The organism is Pseudomonas sp. NUPR-001 (assembly GCF_052147955.1).
Classification (GTDB): domain Bacteria; phylum Pseudomonadota; class Gammaproteobacteria; order Pseudomonadales; family Pseudomonadaceae; genus Aquipseudomonas.
In genome coordinates, this window is sequence record NZ_CP197353.1 from 5,865,369 (window position 1) to 5,880,190 (window position 14,822).

14 protein-coding genes are annotated in these 14,822 nt (G+C 61.7%); 4 read left to right on the plus strand and 10 right to left on the minus strand.

The features are described 5' to 3' along the window. Window positions 1-38: 38 nt before the first annotated feature. From ACP6KB_RS26950 to dadA, 6 genes are all read right to left on the minus strand, one after another. Window positions 39-1,895 (minus strand): acetyl-CoA hydrolase/transferase C-terminal domain-containing protein, encoded by a 1,857-nt coding sequence (locus ACP6KB_RS26950; protein WP_442114393.1) that lies wholly within the window; start codon window positions 1,893-1,895, stop codon window positions 39-41. A gap of 178 nt (window positions 1,896-2,073) precedes the next feature. Continuing rightward, window positions 2,074-2,496, minus strand: a complete 423-nt coding sequence (locus ACP6KB_RS26955; RefSeq protein WP_442110776.1) for a c-type cytochrome — start codon at window positions 2,494-2,496, stop codon at window positions 2,074-2,076. 140 nt (window positions 2,497-2,636) lie between these two features. Beyond that, on the minus strand, window positions 2,637-3,185 hold the full coding sequence (locus ACP6KB_RS26960) for a cupin domain-containing protein (protein ID WP_028942437.1): 549 nt from the start codon (window positions 3,183-3,185) through the stop codon (window positions 2,637-2,639). A 108-nt stretch (window positions 3,186-3,293) separates the two neighbouring features. Beyond that, window positions 3,294-4,367 carry an alanine racemase gene (gene alr, locus ACP6KB_RS26965; RefSeq protein ID WP_442110779.1) on the minus strand — a complete coding sequence of 358 codons (1,074 nt, stop codon included), beginning with the start codon at window positions 4,365-4,367 and terminating at the stop codon, window positions 3,294-3,296. Between the two features lie 94 nt (window positions 4,368-4,461). Continuing rightward, window positions 4,462-4,815 carry a RidA family protein gene (locus ACP6KB_RS26970; RefSeq protein ID WP_133213831.1) on the minus strand — a complete coding sequence of 118 codons (354 nt, stop codon included), beginning with the start codon at window positions 4,813-4,815 and terminating at the stop codon, window positions 4,462-4,464. Next, window positions 4,787-6,088 (minus strand): D-amino acid dehydrogenase, encoded by a 1,302-nt coding sequence (gene dadA, locus ACP6KB_RS26975; RefSeq protein ID WP_442110781.1) that lies wholly within the window; start codon window positions 6,086-6,088, stop codon window positions 4,787-4,789. The genes ACP6KB_RS26970 and dadA overlap by 29 nt, the downstream gene beginning before the upstream one ends. Before the next feature lie 156 nt (window positions 6,089-6,244). On the opposite strand from dadA, the gene ACP6KB_RS26980 reads away from it, so the two are divergent. After that, entirely contained in the window at window positions 6,245-6,733 is a 489-nt protein-coding gene (locus ACP6KB_RS26980; protein WP_431742253.1) for an Lrp/AsnC ligand binding domain-containing protein, read from the plus strand. A 3-nt stretch (window positions 6,734-6,736) separates the two neighbouring features. Here ACP6KB_RS26980 and ACP6KB_RS26985 read toward each other — a convergent pair whose 3' ends face one another. After that, the gene (locus ACP6KB_RS26985; RefSeq protein WP_442110783.1) at window positions 6,737-7,090 is read right to left on the minus strand and encodes a YkgJ family cysteine cluster protein; all 354 of its coding nucleotides are present in this window, start codon (window positions 7,088-7,090) and stop codon (window positions 6,737-6,739) included. Between the two features lie 115 nt (window positions 7,091-7,205). On the opposite strand from ACP6KB_RS26985, the gene ACP6KB_RS26990 reads away from it, so the two are divergent. Next, window positions 7,206-8,510, plus strand: a complete 1,305-nt coding sequence (locus ACP6KB_RS26990) for an NAD(P)/FAD-dependent oxidoreductase (RefSeq protein WP_442110785.1) — start codon at window positions 7,206-7,208, stop codon at window positions 8,508-8,510. A gap of 119 nt (window positions 8,511-8,629) precedes the next feature. Here the strand turns inward: ACP6KB_RS26990 and ACP6KB_RS26995 are convergent, their stop codons facing one another. Further along, window positions 8,630-8,860, minus strand: a complete 231-nt coding sequence (locus tag ACP6KB_RS26995) for a DUF1127 domain-containing protein (protein WP_442110787.1) — start codon at window positions 8,858-8,860, stop codon at window positions 8,630-8,632. A 177-nt stretch (window positions 8,861-9,037) separates the two neighbouring features. Between ACP6KB_RS26995 and ACP6KB_RS27000 the strand changes: the two genes are divergently transcribed. Together ACP6KB_RS27000 and ACP6KB_RS27005 are read left to right on the plus strand one after the other, a co-directional pair. After that, window positions 9,038-10,468, plus strand: a complete 1,431-nt coding sequence (locus ACP6KB_RS27000; protein WP_442110789.1) for an aminotransferase-like domain-containing protein — start codon at window positions 9,038-9,040, stop codon at window positions 10,466-10,468. Window positions 10,469-10,527: 59 nt separating this feature from the next. Further along, window positions 10,528-12,084, plus strand: a complete 1,557-nt coding sequence (locus ACP6KB_RS27005) for a phospholipase D family protein (protein WP_442110791.1) — start codon at window positions 10,528-10,530, stop codon at window positions 12,082-12,084. On the opposite strand, the gene ACP6KB_RS27010 is transcribed toward ACP6KB_RS27005, so the two are convergent. Continuing rightward, window positions 12,081-13,220, minus strand: a complete 1,140-nt coding sequence (locus ACP6KB_RS27010) for an MFS transporter (protein WP_133213817.1) — start codon at window positions 13,218-13,220, stop codon at window positions 12,081-12,083. The genes ACP6KB_RS27005 and ACP6KB_RS27010 overlap by 4 nt on opposite strands. A gap of 93 nt (window positions 13,221-13,313) precedes the next feature. After that, complete coding sequence (locus tag ACP6KB_RS27015) at window positions 13,314-14,807, minus strand: aldehyde dehydrogenase (RefSeq protein ID WP_442110794.1); 1,494 nt, start codon at window positions 14,805-14,807, stop codon at window positions 13,314-13,316. Between the last annotated feature and the right edge of the window lie 15 nt (window positions 14,808-14,822).

Here is a 14,822-nt window from a genome sequence, read left to right on the forward strand (position 1 = left end):
CCGCTCCTACACTGTGTAGGAGCGGGCTTGCCCCGCGATCAAGCGGTCGCTCGCAACCCCGCCAGCAATAACCGCTGATACAGCTCCTCTTTCAGCCCCTGCGGCTGCGCCAACCCCATCCGCATCAACTGCTGTGGATAAGCCTCGGGTGCCGGAGCATCCAGTGCCGCCTTGCCCAATTCCAGCACCTCGCTCAACTTGAACTTGCTCTTGAGCCAGTTCAACGCCCGCAACAAATCACGCTCTTCGTCAGTAAAGTCACTGCCCAGCGGATACTCCGGGAACAAACCTGCATGCGCATCGCGTATACGCTGCAAGCGTTGCGGAGTGTTGTCGGTGAAGCGTGGCTCCAGGGCAAAGTCGCTGGGTAACTTGCCCGCCTGCTGCGCCTGGGCGATCAGCTCGGGCTGGAAGCGCGAGTCGCTGACGGCCAGCAAGCGCCGAATGCATTCGGCATCGGTCTGCCCGCGCAGGTCAGCAATGCCGTACTCGGTGACCACGACATCGCGAAGGTGCCGGGGGATGGTGCAGTGCCCGTAGTTCCACACCAGATTGGAGCTGACCTCGCCGCCCGATTCACGCCAGCTACGCACCAGCAAAATCGAACGCGCACCTTCCAGGGCATGGCCCTGGGCCACGAAGTTGTATTGGCCGCCAACCCCACTGAGCACCTGCCCGTTGGCCAACTGGTCGGCAACACCCGCGCCCATCAGGGTCATCGTGAACGCAGTGTTGATAAAGCGCGCATCGCGGCGCTGCGAGCGCTTGAGCGCTTCTTCGCCGTACAGCTCGTTGATGTAGCTGATAGCGCGCATATCGATGCATTTGCGCCGTTCCAGCGGCATGTCGCGCAAGCGCTGGTAAAACGCCTGAGGGCCGAGGAAGAAGCCGCCGTGCACCAACACGCCACCCTCGACCGAGCGCCGGATGATGCCCGCCTCCAGCAACGCCAGCAGGCCGTTGACGAGCATTTCGCTACAGCCATACAACCCGTGGACAAAGGGCTCGGTACCGCCTTCGTGGGCGATCAATTGCTGCCAGGGCTGCAGGTCTACATCTGCGAGCAGTGCCTGATACGCCGGGTTGTCAGAGTGCCGGGCCAGCAGCGCTGCAGTGAGGGCATCACCCATGGCGCCAATGCCGATCTGCAAGGTGCCGCCGTCGCGCACCAGGGTGCTGGCGTGCAGGCCAATGAAGTGATCCTGGGTGGTCACCGGCATGTTCGGCGTCGAGAACAGGCGGCGTTGCTCGACGGTATCGATCAACAGGTCGAAGTCCTGGCGAGGCAACTCGGCGCTGCCGGGCATGTAGGGCAGTTCAGCATGTACCTGGCCCAGCAGCAGGATGGTTTCCCCAGCAGCGCGGCGGCGCTCGATCATCGGCAACAGGTCGAGGGTGATGTCTGGATTGCAGCTCAAACTCAGATGGTTCGGGCGCTGCGGGTCTTGCGCCACCAGTTGCGCCACCAGGTTCAGGCCTTTGCTGTTGATATCCCGGGCGGCGTGGCTGTAGTTGCTGCTGACATAGTCCTGCTGGGCAGTGGCACTGTGCAGCAGGCTGCCCGGCTGCATGAAGAACTGTTCGACACGGATATTGTCGGGCAGGCAGTCGTTGCGCAGATCCGCCAGATAGTCGAGTTCTTCATAGTCAGCGAAGACACGCTCAAGGAACGGCTGCAGAAAGCGTCGCTGCAGGCCTTCGCCGAGGTCGGGGCGGCCAAGGCTCAGCGCGGTATAGAGGGTCAGGCGCCGTTCTGGCAGCTGGCGTACGCGTGCATACAGCGCGTTCACAAACGCATTGGGCTTACCCAACCCCAACGGCAGCCCCATGTGGATATGTGCCGGTAACCGCGCCAGCACCTCATCAACGGCCTGTTCGATCGAGCATCGATCCATCATCTGCACCTCCGGTTGGAGTAGCTTTCATGCACCTTCTGTGGGAGCGGGCTTGCCCCGCGATAGCGGCATACCTGACACACCTCTATCGCGGGGCAAGTCGGGTCGCCGCACCGCCGCTCCCACCTTAAAACAACAAAGCCCGCACAGGGCGGGCTTTGTTGGAGAAGCGCGAGCCTTACAGGCCAGACATCTTCTTGATGGCGCCCATCAGGTCGTCATCCGAGCAATCGGCACAGGTGCCTTTCGGCGGCATGGCGTTGAGGCCGGTAATGGCCTTGGCCAGGATACCGTCCAGACCACCCTGGTGGTCGGCACGTTCTTTCCAGGCTGCAGTGTCGCCGATCTTCGGCGCGCCCAGCAGGCCGCTACCGTGGCAAGCATTGCAGTGCTTGGCGATGATTTCGTCCGGGGTCTTGGCACCACCGCCACCGGCGGAGACGGCAACTTCCATACCCTTGCATTCCTGACCCTGCACACACACCTGGCCAACCGGTTCCAGTCGCTTGGCGATGTCGTCGTTGGTCGCAGCTTGTGCGCTGACTGCCCAAAGGGCCAATACGGCAGCTGGTACGGCCAGCATTTTCTTGATTAGATTCACGCGTACACCCTCATGGTGGCTAGTCACGCCCGCGGCCACGGTTTCGCAGGCGGCGCAAGTATAACGGGAACCCTGCCATACCGAAACAACCCTAGTGTCCAAAGGGTCTTAGCCGCGACAATCCGCCGCGTGCCTGTGCCTTAGAAGTTCGCCGGGGTCGCCGCACTGATCAGCCGGGCCGGCTCATCGTACGGATTACGGAAACGGTGCGGCTTGGTACTTTCAAAATAGTAGCTGTCGCCCGCTTCGAGGATAAAAGTTTCCAGCCCGACGACCAGTTCCAGGCGACCTTCAAGGAGGATGCCGGTTTCTTCACCGTCGTGGGTGAGCATCTCTTCACCGGTATCGGCGCCCGGTGGGTAGACCTCATTGAGAAAAGCGATGGCCCGGCTCGGGTGCGCCTTGCCGACCAGCTTCATGGTCACCGCACCGTCGGAGATGTCGATCAGCTCGTGAGCCTTGTAGACGATCTGCGTGGGGTTTTCCGGCTGCAGTTCTTCAGAGAAGAACTCGACCATGGACATCGGAATACCGCCCAGCACTTTACGCAACGAGCTTATCGAAGGGCTGACGCTGTTCTTCTCGATCATCGAGATTGTGCTGTTAGTGACGCCCGCACGTTTGGCGAGTTCACGCTGGGACAGGCCCTTGAGCTTGCGAATGGCTTGCAGTCGTTCACCGACGTCCAAAGCTGGAGCCCTCCTAAACGAACGAGTGGGGTCGAAATTGAACGATATCATCGCAACAGCGTTCAGTATTTACAACACTTCGACCCGCAGCCTGTCCGCTTTGGCGCCTCAATCGCCGATATAGTCCAGCGGCACGCGCTTGAGGTTGCAGAAAATCTGGTAGGGAATGTTGCCTGCGTGCATAGCCAGCTCGCTGGCCAGCACGTTTTTGCCCCACAACTCCACCGGGCTGCCGACGCCGGCTTCCGGTACATCGGTGAGGTCGATGCACAGCATGTCCATCGATACCCGGCCGATTAATTGCGTGCGCTTGCCCGCCACCAGCACTGGTGTGCCGTTAGGCGCCTGACGTGGATAACCGTCGGCATACCCCATGGCCACCACGCCAACCCGAGTCGGCCGTGGGCTGATGAACTTGGCGCCATAGCCCACCGGCTCACCGGCAGGTAGCTCGCGTACGCTGATCACCCGCGATTGCACGGTCATCACCGGTTGCAGGCGAGCAGCTTCGGCCTGCGGCACTTCAAACGGCGTGGCGCCGTAGAGCATCAGGCCTGGGCGTACCCAGTCGCTGGGCATGTTCGGCCAACCGAGCACGGCCGGCGAGTTGCGCAGGCTGACTTCGGCGCTCAGGCCCTGACGTGCGGCCTGGAACACTGCCAACTGCTCATTGCTGGCACCACTGTCGAGTTCGTCGGCGCGGGCAAAGTGGCTCATCAGCACAATGCGCGCGACCTTGCCGCTGGCCAGCAGACGCTGATAAGCCGCCTGATAGTCCTTGGCATGCAAACCAACCCGGTGCATGCCCGAGTCGAGTTTCAGCCACACGGTGATCGGCTTGCTCAGGTGAGCTTGCTCGATGGCTTCAAGCTGCCACAGCGAATGCACCACACACCACAGGTCATGCTGGGTGATCAGTTCCAGCTCACTGGCTTCGAAAAAGCCTTCGAGCAACAGCACCGGTGCCTTGATCCCTGCTGCACGCAACTCCAACGCCTCTTCGATACAGGCTACGGCAAAACCGTCGGCTTGCTGCTCCAGGGCCAGTGCACAGCGCACCGCGCCATGACCATAGGCATCGGCCTTGATCACGGCCAGGGCTTTGGCACCGGTCAGTTCGCGGGCAAGTTGATAGTTGTGACGCAGCGCTTGTAGATCGATCAGGGCACGGGCAGGACGCATGACGGCAGCCTTCTGGGCAGTCTGGTTAGAGTAAAAAACCCGGTGCACAAAGGCCGCGTGTAGGCCGCCAGTGGCACCGGGTGAGGGATTACGGTTACGGCAGTGCAGCGACCACTGACAGCTCTACCAGGATTTCCGGCTCGCACAGCTTGGCTTCAACGGTGGCGCGAGCAGGCGCGACACCTTTGGGCAGCCAGCTGTCCCAGACACTGTTCATGCCCTGGAAGTGCGCATCGATGTCCTTCAGGTAGATGGTCACCGAGAGCAGACGGCTCTTGTCGGTGCCCGCCAGGTCCAGCAGGCGTTCGATGTTGGCCAGGGTTTCACGGGTCTGTTGTTCAATCCCGGCATTCATGTCGTCGCCCACTTGGCCCGCCAGGTAGACGGTGCCGTTGTGGGTGACGATCTGGCTCATGCGCTCATTGGTGAGCTGGCGCTGGACTGACATGTTTTGCAGACTCCTTCTGATTGCCGTAACGAGAGATATCCAGGCCTTCGGCACTGATCTGTGGCTTTTTGCGGGCGATCAGGTCAGCCAGCAAACGCCCGGAACCGCAGGCCATGGTCCAGCCCAGCGTACCGTGACCGGTGTTCAGGAACAGGTTACGGAACGGCGTAGCACCGACGATCGGCGTACCGTCCGGGGTGGTTGGACGCAGACCGGTCCAGAAGCTGGCCTGGGTCAGGTCGCCGCCACGAGGATAAAGATCGTTGACGATCATCTCCAGCGTTTCACGCCGACGCGGGTTCAGCGACAGGTCAAAACCGGCGATTTCAGCCATACCGCCAACACGGATGCGGTTGTCGAAACGGGTGATCGCGACCTTGTAAGTTTCATCCAGAATGGTCGACGTTGGAGCCATGGCCGGGTCAGTGATCGGCACGGTCAGCGAGTAGCCCTTCAGCGGATACACCGGGGCTTTGATGCCCAACGGCTTGAGCAGTTGTGGCGAGTAGCTGCCCAGCGCCAGCACATAACGGTCTGCGGTTTCCAGCTTGCCATCGATCCACACGCCATTGATGCGGTCACCGGCGTAGTCCAGGCGCTGAATGTCCTGACCGAAGCGGAATTCGACACCGAGCTTGATTGCCATTTCCGCCAGGCGGGTGGTGAACATCTGGCAGTCGCCGGTCTGGTCGTTTGGCAGACGCAGGGCGCCGGCGAGAATATCGGTGACATTGGCCAGTGCCGGCTCAACGCGGGCGATGCCTTCGCGGTCGAGCAATTCGTAGGGCACGCCAGACTGTTCGAGGACGGCGATGTCCTTGGCAGCGTTATCCAGTTGCGCCTGGGTGCGGAACAGTTGCGTGGTACCCAGGGTGCGGCCTTCGTAGGCAATACCGGTTTCGGCACGCAGCTCGTCGAGGCAGTCGCGGCTGTACTCAGACAGACGCACCATGCGCTCTTTGTTCACCGCGTAACGGTTGGCGGTGCAGTTGCGCAGCATTTGCGCCATCCACAGGTACTGATCGATATCAGCGGTGGCCTTGATGGCCAGAGGCGCATGGCGCTCCAGCAACCACTTGATGGCCTTGAGCGGCACACCTGGCGCAGCCCACGGCGAAGCGTAACCAGGCGAGACCTGGCCGGCGTTGGCAAAGCTGGTTTCCATGGCCACGGCCGGTTGGCGGTCGACCACGACGACTTCAAAACCCTGCCGTGCCAAATAGTAGGCACTGGCGGTTCCGATCACACCGCTACCAAGTACCAGAACTCGCATGTTTATTACCCTCGACGCAGCGTACCGCTGACATTTGTTGTTAATGGCGTAGATGGGCGCAGTATAGGAAGGTATGACCAGTGCATTTCACTGTATAAAAGCCTATATTTGGCGAGAATTCTCGGCAAACTGCGCTTTTACGGAGGGGCATCCACTATGAGAACCCAGCATCAAAGCAAGCGTGAACTGGATAAGATTGACCGCAACATCCTACGGATCCTGCAGGCAGATGGGCGGATCTCGTTTACTGAACTGGGCGAGAAAGTCGGCTTGTCGACCACGCCGTGCACCGAGCGGGTCCGGCGTCTTGAGCGCGAAGGGATCATCATGGGCTACAACGCCCGGCTCAACCCACAGCATCTGAAAGGCAGCCTGCTGGTGTTCGTTGAGATCAGCCTGGACTACAAGTCGGGAGACACCTTCGAAGAGTTCCGCCGCGCGGTGCTGAAGCTGCCCCACGTACTGGAATGCCACCTGGTTTCCGGCGACTTCGACTATCTGGTCAAGGCACGTATTTCCGAGATGGCCTCGTACCGCAAGCTGCTCGGCGACATCCTGCTGAAGTTGCCGCACGTGCGCGAGTCGAAGAGCTACATCGTCATGGAAGAGGTTAAAGAGAGCCTCAACCTGCCGATTCCGGAGTAAGGCTCAGACCAGCACCTGGCGGGTGCTGGCGATGTACTGGTGCACCAGCTTCTCGGCCTGGGGATCGATCATTTGCGCCGGGCCGCGACCATTCGGGCACGGCAGGCGCGGCGTGGTACCGAACAGCCGACAGATCAGCGGCCGCTCTTCGTACACCGTGCAGCCGTCTGGCCCGAGGTGCACACAGTTCAGCTCGGCCAGGGCGGCGTCCTGCTCGGCGGCACTTTTGCGGGGTAGTCGGGCCATTTCCTGCGAAGAGGTGGTGACCGGCCCACAGCAATCGTGACAGCCGGGAACGCACTCGAACGACGGGATCTGATCGCGCAGGAAACGGATCTTGTGACTGTTGCAACTCATAACGGCCTGCGGTGCAGAAAGGGGAAGACGCTATTTTGCCCCATGGTTGCCCAGCGTCGAAAGTGCAGCTTATCCTGCGTCAATTTTTCCAAACACTTAACATCAGGACTCACCCATGAGCGCCGCTGTGCAATCACCCGCTTCTCATGTCGCTTCCTACTATGCTGCCAGCAGCCTGCCTCAGCCGGAGTATCCGCCGTTGCAGGGCGAGTTGAGCTGCGATGTGTGCGTGGTGGGCGGCGGCTTTTCCGGGCTGAACACAGCGATCGAACTGGCCGAGCGCGGCTTCAATGTGGTGCTGCTCGAAGCCCGCAAAATTGGCTGGGGCGCCAGCGGGCGCAATGGTGGCCAGCTGATTCGCGGCGTTGGCCACGGCCTGGACCAGTTCACCTCGGTGCTCGGCAGCGACGGCGTGCGCACCTTGAAGCTGATGGGCCTGGAAGCGGTGGACATCGTCCGCCAACGCATCGAACGCCACGCCATTAGTTGCGACCTGACCTGGGGCTACTGCGACCTGGCCAACAAAGCCAAAGACCTGCAAGGCTTCGCTGAAGACGCCGAAGAACTGCGCGGCCTGGGCTACCGCCACGAACTGCGCCTGGTGCAACCCGAACAGATTCGCACGGTGGTCGGTTCAGACCGCTATGTGGGCGGCCTGATCGACATGGGCTCGGGGCACCTGCACCCGCTGAACCTGGCCTTGGGCGAGGCTGCGGTGGCCAGCGCGCTGGGCGTGCGCCTGTTCGAACAATCTGCGGTCACCCGTATCGAGTATGGCGCGCAAGTGCGTGTACACACGGCGCAGGGCTCGGTCAAAGCCAGCACGCTGGTGCTGGGCTGCAATGCCTACTTGAACAACCTCAACAGTGAGCTGGGCGGCAAAGTACTGCCTGCGGGCAGCTACATCATTGCCACCGAACCTTTGAGCGAAGCGCAGGCGCACGAATTGTTGCCGCAGAACATGGCGGTCTGCGACCAACGCGTTGCCCTTGATTACTACCGCCTGTCTGCCGACCGCCGCCTGCTGTTCGGCGGTGCCTGCCATTACTCCGGGCGCGATCCACAGGATATTGCCGGGTACATGCGGCCGAAGATGCTCAAGGTATTCCCGCAGCTGGCCAACGTGCGCATCGATTACCAGTGGGGCGGCATGATCGGCATCGGCGCCAATCGGCTGCCGCAAATTGGACGCCTGGCCGCGCAGCCCAATGTCTACTTTGCCCAGGCTTACTCCGGCCATGGGCTCAACGCGACCCACCTGGCGGGCAAGCTGCTCGGTGAGGCCATCAGCGGTCAGCACAGCGGGCGCTTCGACCTGTTCGCCAAAGTGCCGCATATCACCTTCCCTGGCGGCAAACACCTGCGCTCGCCGCTGTTGGCCCTGGGCATGCTCTGGCACCGCCTCAAAGAACTGGTATGAACCTGTAGGAGCGGCGGTGCGGCGACCCGACTTGCCCCGCGATCGTGGTGTGTCAGACAAACCGCGATCGCGGGGCAAGCCCGCTCCTACAGGTGGTGCAAGACAGTTGTTCCCACCGGTCAACTGCGCCAGAAGGGCTTGAGCCCTTCGTGGCGTGCCTGCTCTGCCGTCAGGCCAATATCGCGCAGTTGCTCGGGCGTCAGCTCAAGCAGCATGCGACGGCTGTGCCAACGGTGCAGCATGAGCCTCCAGCGCCCGAACCCTTGCGGAACATCGAACAACTTCAATTCGCGCCCACGGCTCAGTTCCTCCGCGTGCAATTTCAGACGCACATCGCTCATACCGCTCATGACTCGACTCCTCCGGCTGGTAGTACCGTGGACTAAGCTTGCGCGTCTGAGGAAAAGCATTACAGATCCAAAGCACGGCTATTATTCCCATACAGAATTGGCAAATTTCCCACTGAATGCTGTATTTTTTCGCCATCTGTATTGCTCACCAGTCAACGCCTGCTTCAGGAGTACGCCATGACCCTCTACGTCAACCTGGCCGAGCTGCTCAGCGCCCGCATCGAACAAGGCCTGTATCGCCCCGGCGACCGCTTGCCGTCGGTACGCGCGCTGAGCGTGGAACATGGCGTCAGCCTGAGTACCGTACAGCAGGCCTATCGCCTGCTGGAAGACAATGGCCTGGCCGCACCACGGCCCAAGTCAGGCTACTTCGTACCCAGCGACCGTAGCTTGCCGGCCCTGCCTGCTGTCAGCCGACCGGCGCAGCGGCCTGTGGAAATTTCCCAATGGGAACAGGTCATCGAGCTGGTCCGTAGCGTGCCAAGAAAGGATGTGGTGCAGTTGGGCCGCGGCATGCCCGACATCGACAGCCCGACCCTCAAGCCGCTGCTGCGCAGCCTCGCCCAGCTGAGCCGACGCCAGGACATGCCCGGGCTCTACTACGACACCATTTCCGGCACCCTGGCCCTGCGCGAGCAGATCGCTCGCCTGCTGCTCGACTCTGGCTGCAGCCTCGACCCGGCTGATCTGGTGGTCACCACCGGCTGCCACGAGGCGCTGTCGGCCAGTATCCGCGCGGTGTGCCAGCCCGGCGACATCGTTGCGGTGGAGTCGCCGAGCTTTCACGGCGCCATGCAGACCCTCAAGGGCCTGGGCATGAAAGCCCTGGAGATTCCCACCGACCCGATCACCGGCATCAGCCTCGAAGCCCTGGAGCTGGCCCTGGAGCAGTGGCCGATCAAGCTCATCCAGGTCACCCCAAGCTGCAACAACCCGCTGGGCTACATCATGCCGGAGGCGCGCAAAAAGGCCTTGTTGCACCTGGCCCAACGCTTCGACGTGGCAATCCTTGAAGACGACGTGTATGGCGACCTGGCTTACACCTACCCGCGCCCACGCACCATCAAGTCGTTCGACGAAGACGGCCGTGTCCTGCTTTGCAGCTCGTTCTCCAAAACCCTGGCACCGGGCCTGCGGATCGGCTGGGTCGCCCCCGGCCGCTATCTGGAGCGGGTGCTGCACATGAAATACATCAGCACCGGCTGCACCGCGACGCAACCGCAACTGGCCATCGCCGACTTTATCGAGGGCGGCCACTATCAGCCGCATATGCGCCGCATGCGTAGCCAGTATCAACGTGGCCGCGACCAGATGAGCGACTGGGTCACCCGCTACTTTCCGCCGGGCACTCGCGCCAGCAGGCCACAGGGTGGTTTCATGCTGTGGATAGAATTGCCGGAAAGTTTCGACACCCTTCGGCTGAACCGGGCTTTACTTGGGCAAGGCGTTCAGATTGCCGTAGGCAGTATTTTTTCTGCCTCGGGCAAATACCGTAATTGCCTACGAATGAATTTCGCCGTCCGCCCCACTGCCGAGATCGAAGCAGCGGTACGCAAGGTGGGTGAAACCGCCATTCGTCTACTGGCCGAAGCCGAGCGTGACGGGTAACGTTCCGCCGCCGTTCGCGGCCCCTATCCGTAAGCCTGCGTCGAGAAGGAAACCACCGTTTGAGAAGCCCGTGTGCGCTGCCAGTGCTGCTGTCGCTGATGCTCGGTCTGGGTGGATGCGCCAGCATCAGCCAGCCTCGGGAGGTCACCCAGGCGCTACCGGCCAGCGATTCAGCCTTTGGCCGTTCGGTACAACGCCAGGCTTCCGCCTACGACGGGCGCTCGGGGTTTCGCCTGCTGCCCAACAGCAATGAAGCATTTCGCGCCCGTGCCGAGCTGATCCGCAACGCTCAGTCGAGCATCGATCTGCAGTACTACATCGTCCACGACGGCCTGAGCACACGTGCCCTGGTGCATGAACTGCTACAAGCCGCCGACCGCGGCGTGCGCATCCGCATCCTGCTCGATGACACCACCAGCGATAGCATCGAAGACAAGATGGCCACCCTCAATGCGCACCCGAACATCCATATTCGCGTGTTCAACCCCCTGCACCTGGGGCGCAGCACCGGGGTAACGCGGGCGGTGGGCCGCCTGTTCAACCTCAACCTGCAACACCGGCGCATGCACAACAAGCTGTGGCTGGTGGACAACAGCATGGCCATCGTCGGCGGGCGCAATCTGGGCGACGAATATTTCGATGCCGAGCCCAACCTTAACTTCACCGACATCGACCTGCTGGGCGTCGGCCCGGTCGCCGAACAGCTGGGACACAGCTTCGATCAGTACTGGAACAGCGCGCTGAGCAAGCCGATTGAAGACTTTATTCTGCGCAAGCCGGACGCCGACGACTTGCGCGCCAGCCGCCAACGCCTGGAAGTTTCGCTGGCCGAGGCCGAGGTTGAGCACAAAGCCCTGTATGACCGGCTGATGTCGTACAAAACCCGCCCGCGCCTGGGGATCTGGCGCAATGAACTGATCTGGGCCCACAACCAGGCACTTTGGGATGCACCCAGCAAGGTGCTGGCCAGCGATGAGCCGGATCAGCAATTGCTGATGACCCACCAGCTGGCACCAGAGATGAACGGCGTCGAGCATGAGCTGATCTTGATCTCGGCCTACTTCGTACCGGGCGAGCCCGGCCTGCTGTACCTGACCAGCCGCGCCGATGCCGGTGTCTCGGTCAAGCTACTGACCAACTCCCTTGAGGCCACCGACGTGCCCGCAGTGCATGGCGGCTATGCACCTTACCGCAGGGCCTTGCTCGAACATGGCGTGCAATTGTACGAGTTGCGCCGACAACCGGGCGACCCCGGCTCAAAGCGTGCCCTGCACTTCTACGGCAGCTCGGATTCAAGCTTGCACAGCAAGGCGATCATCTTCGATCGGCGTAAAACCTTCATTGGCTCGTTCAACTTCGACCCGCGCTCGGTGCTGTGGAATACCGAAGTCGGGGTGCTGGTCGACAGCCCTGAACTGGCTGAATACACCCGCGACCTGGCGGTACAAGGCATGGCCCCGGCGCTGAGCTACCAGCCGCAGCTGGTCGACGGCAAGCTGGTGTGGGTAACGGAAGACAATCATCACCTGCACACCCTGACCACCGAACCCGGTGGCCTGTGGCGACGCTTCAACGCCTGGATCAGCAAGGCCGTCGGCCTGGAACGGATGCTTTAGACCGGCGCAGGCTCAAAGGCGTTGGCGCGTCGCGAAAGCAGCACCAGGCCAGCAGCACCAGCGGCCATCAACAATGGTAAGGCATGCCCGCTGATCCATTGGCCACCGGCACCGGCAATCAACGGCCCGAGCAGACAGCCAATACCCCAGAGTTGCGCAACATGTGCGTTGGCCCGTACCAGCGCATCATCCCGGTAACGCTCGCCGATCAGAATCAGCGACAAGGTGAACAAGCCCCCAGCGCTGGCGCCGAACAACACCCACAGCGGCCAGATCAGCCACGTGTGCAACGCCAACGGGATCGCCAGGCTCGACACCAGCAAGGTCAGCGCACATCCGCTGAACAGGCTGCGGCGCGACATGCGGTCGGCCAGCGCGCCCAGCGGCAACTGCAGCAGCGCATCGCCCACCACCACGGTACTGACCATGAACAGCGCAACCTCGGTGGTGAAGCCTTGCTGCAAGCAATACACCGGCAGCAAGGTCAGAATCATCGCCTCAAAAGCGGCGAACAGGGCAATCGCCCAGGCAATCACCGGCATGCGCCGGCAAAAGCCCACCAGGTCGAACAGGGTCACGCTGCACGACTCTGCACTCGGCGCACCACCCCGCCCCAATAGCACCAATGGCCCCAGCAACAGCAAACCAGCACCGAGCCAGAAGCCCAGATCATCTTCCGAGCCCAGTACACCGAGCAACAGCGGCCCGGCCAGTTGGCTCAAGGCATAGCTGCAGCCATACAGGGCCACCAGACGCCCACGCCATTGCTCGACCACCAGCTGGTTGATCCAGCTTTCGCCGAGGATAAATACAATGGTCAGGATCATGCCGATCAGCAGGCGCAGCACTATCCACACCGGATAACTGGGCATCAGCGCCAGCAAACCAATGGACAACGCGCCCGCCCACAGGCACAGCTGCATGGTCCCCGGCGTGCCAAAGCGAGCCGCGAGCCGACTGGAGAGGCTGGCGCCGAGCAGGACACCGATGGCCGGCATCGCCGCCATCACGCCAATGGCAAAGCTGCCATAGCCCCAGCCCTCCAGCCGCAATGACACCAGCGGCATACTCACACCCAGTGCCAGGCCGACACTGAGCACCGCCGTCAGCACGGCGAAATAGGTTCCCCAACGCATTGCAGCCTCCCAGGCTGGCTCTGTTGTGCAGAAACAACACAGCCGGACCTGCGTGGTGCAAGGTCCGGCTGCGGATGGATCGCGCTGTTAACGTTACAGCTTGATCCAGGTCGCCTTCAGCTCGGTGTACTTGTCCAGCGCGTGCAGGGACTTGTCACGCCCGTTGCCCGATTGCTTGAAGCCACCAAACGGCGCGGTCATGTCGCCACCGTCGTACTGGTTGACCCACACGCTACCGGCACGCAGCGCCTTGGCGGTCAGGTGAGCCTTGGAGATATCGGCAGTCCACACACCGGCGGCGAGGCCGTACGGGGTGTCGTTGGCGATGTTGATGGCTTCTTCGACGGTGTCGAAGGTCAGCACCGACAGCACTGGGCCGAAGATTTCTTCCTGGGCGATGCGCATGGCATTGCTGACGCCGTCGAAAATCGTTGGCTCAACGTAGGTGCCACCGGTTTCCTCAAGGATGCGCTTGCCACCCACCAGCAGCTTGGCGCCATCGCTGTGACCGGCTTCGATGTACGACAGCACGGTGTTCATCTGCTGGGTATCGACCAGGGCACCAACGGTGGTGGCTGGGTCCAGCGGGTTGCCCGGCTTCCAGGCTTTGAGGGCTTCAACCACCAGCGGCAGGAATTTGTCTTTGATCGAACGCTCGACCAGCAGACGCGAACCGGCGGTGCAGACTTCGCCCTGGTTGAAGGCGATGGCACTGGCGGCAGCTTCGGCAGCGGCGTTGAGGTCCGGAGCGTCGGCGAAAACGATGTTCGGGCTCTTGCCACCGGCTTCCAGCCAGACGCGCTTCATGTTCGATTCGCCAGCGTAGATCATCAGTTGCTTGGCAATTTTGGTCGAACCGGTGAACACCAGGGTGTCGACGTCCATGTGCAGGGCCAGCGCCTTGCCAACGGTGTGGCCATAGCCTGGCAGCACGTTGAGGACGCCTGCCGGGATACCGGCTTCGATTGCCAGCTGGGCAATGCGAATAGCGGTCAGTGGCGATTTTTCCGAAGGCTTGAGCACCACCGAGTTACCGGTGGCCAGCGCCGGGCCGAGCTTCCAGCAGGCCATCAGCAGCGGGAAGTTCCACGGCACGATAGCGGCAACCACACCCACTGGCTCACGGGTTACCAGGCCTAGCTGGTCGTGAGGGGTAGCAGCGACTTCATCGTAGATCTTGTCGATCGCTTCACCGTTCCAGCTCAGGGCCTGGGCGGCACCTGGCACGTCGATGTTCAGCGAGTCGTTGATCGGCTTACCCATGTCCAGGGTTTCCAGCAGCGCCAGCTCTTCGACATTAGCCTTGAGCAGGGCGGCAAAGCGGATCATGGTGGCTTTACGCTTGGTTGGCGCCAGACGCGACCAGACGCCGGAAGCGAAGGTGGCACGGGCATTTTCTACGGCACGCTCGGCATCGGCCAGATCACAGCTGGCAACCTGCGCCAGCAGACGGCCATCGACCGGGCTGAGGCATTCGAACGTCGCGCCGGAAACGGCGGCGGTGTATTCACCGTTGATGAAAGCGCGGCCTTCAATTTTCAGCTGCTGGGCACGCTGTTCCCAATCCGCACGAGTCAGGGTGGTCATACGAAACTCCTCCTC

Coding starts and splice junctions, on each gene's coding strand:
- ACP6KB_RS27000 (WP_442110789.1), top strand. CDS start 9,038: ATGACCCTCTACGTCAACCTGGCCGAGCTGCTCAGCGCCCGCATCGAA.
- ACP6KB_RS27015 (WP_442110794.1), bottom strand. CDS start 14,807: ATGACCACCCTGACTCGTGCGGATTGGGAACAGCGTGCCCAGCAGCTG.
- ACP6KB_RS26950 (WP_442114393.1), bottom strand. CDS start 1,895: ATGGATCGATGCTCGATCGAACAGGCCGTTGATGAGGTGCTGGCGCGG.
- ACP6KB_RS27010 (WP_133213817.1), bottom strand. CDS start 13,220: ATGCGTTGGGGAACCTATTTCGCCGTGCTGACGGCGGTGCTCAGTGTC.
- alr (WP_442110779.1), bottom strand. CDS start 4,367: ATGCGTCCTGCCCGTGCCCTGATCGATCTACAAGCGCTGCGTCACAAC.
- ACP6KB_RS26970 (WP_133213831.1), bottom strand. CDS start 4,815: ATGTCAGTCCAGCGCCAGCTCACCAATGAGCGCATGAGCCAGATCGTC.
- dadA (WP_442110781.1), bottom strand. CDS start 6,088: ATGCGAGTTCTGGTACTTGGTAGCGGTGTGATCGGAACCGCCAGTGCC.
- ACP6KB_RS26985 (WP_442110783.1), bottom strand. CDS start 7,090: ATGAGTTGCAACAGTCACAAGATCCGTTTCCTGCGCGATCAGATCCCG.
- ACP6KB_RS26990 (WP_442110785.1), top strand. CDS start 7,206: ATGAGCGCCGCTGTGCAATCACCCGCTTCTCATGTCGCTTCCTACTAT.
- ACP6KB_RS26995 (WP_442110787.1), bottom strand. CDS start 8,860: ATGAGCGGTATGAGCGATGTGCGTCTGAAATTGCACGCGGAGGAACTG.
- ACP6KB_RS26980 (WP_431742253.1), top strand. CDS start 6,245: ATGAGAACCCAGCATCAAAGCAAGCGTGAACTGGATAAGATTGACCGC.